Annotated in this window: 1 protein-coding gene; it reads left to right on the top strand. The window is 57.5% G+C overall.

Going from position 1 to position 464, the window contains the following annotated elements; genetic code table 11:
• The coding region (gene mobV, locus GVL04_RS24140; RefSeq protein WP_200846956.1) for a MobV family relaxase at nucleotides 1-464 on the top strand (464 nt) is incomplete at both ends.

Below are 464 nucleotides of genomic sequence, written 5' to 3'. Positions count from 1 at the left end.
GTGAGACGCCGAACGCTAACGCTGAACGGACACCAGAAAACTACTGCTCTGTGTCCAAATCAACGGATCAGGCAATGGGGCGTGTGCGGGAGCTGCTGCCGGAAAAACGCCGTAAAGATGCGGTACTGGCCGTTGAATACGTTATGACAGCAAGCCCTGAGTGGTGGAAAGAGGCCACACCACGGCAGCAGGCGGAGTTTTTCGCCCGCTCTGAGCAATGGCTGGAGAAGAAATACGGGAAGGATCGTGTTGTGGCGGCGGTGGTTCACCGGGACGAGGCCACCCCGCACCTGTCTGCGTTCGTGGTGCCATTGACGCAGGATGGACGGCTGTCCGCGAAAGAGTTTATTGGCGGGCGGTCAAAGATGCGTGAAGATCAGAGCACCTACGCTGAATCAGTAAAAAAACTGGGTCTTGAGTGCGGCATCGAGGGAAGCCGCGCCACGCATCAGACAGTTCAGCAC

It is taken from the genome of Arthrobacter sp. 18067 (genome assembly GCF_902706295.1).
In the GTDB taxonomy this organism is placed as follows: domain Bacteria; phylum Actinomycetota; class Actinomycetes; order Actinomycetales; family Micrococcaceae; genus Arthrobacter.
Note: the sequence above shows the minus strand (reverse complement) of the source record. Positions and strands in the feature narration are given on the sequence as shown.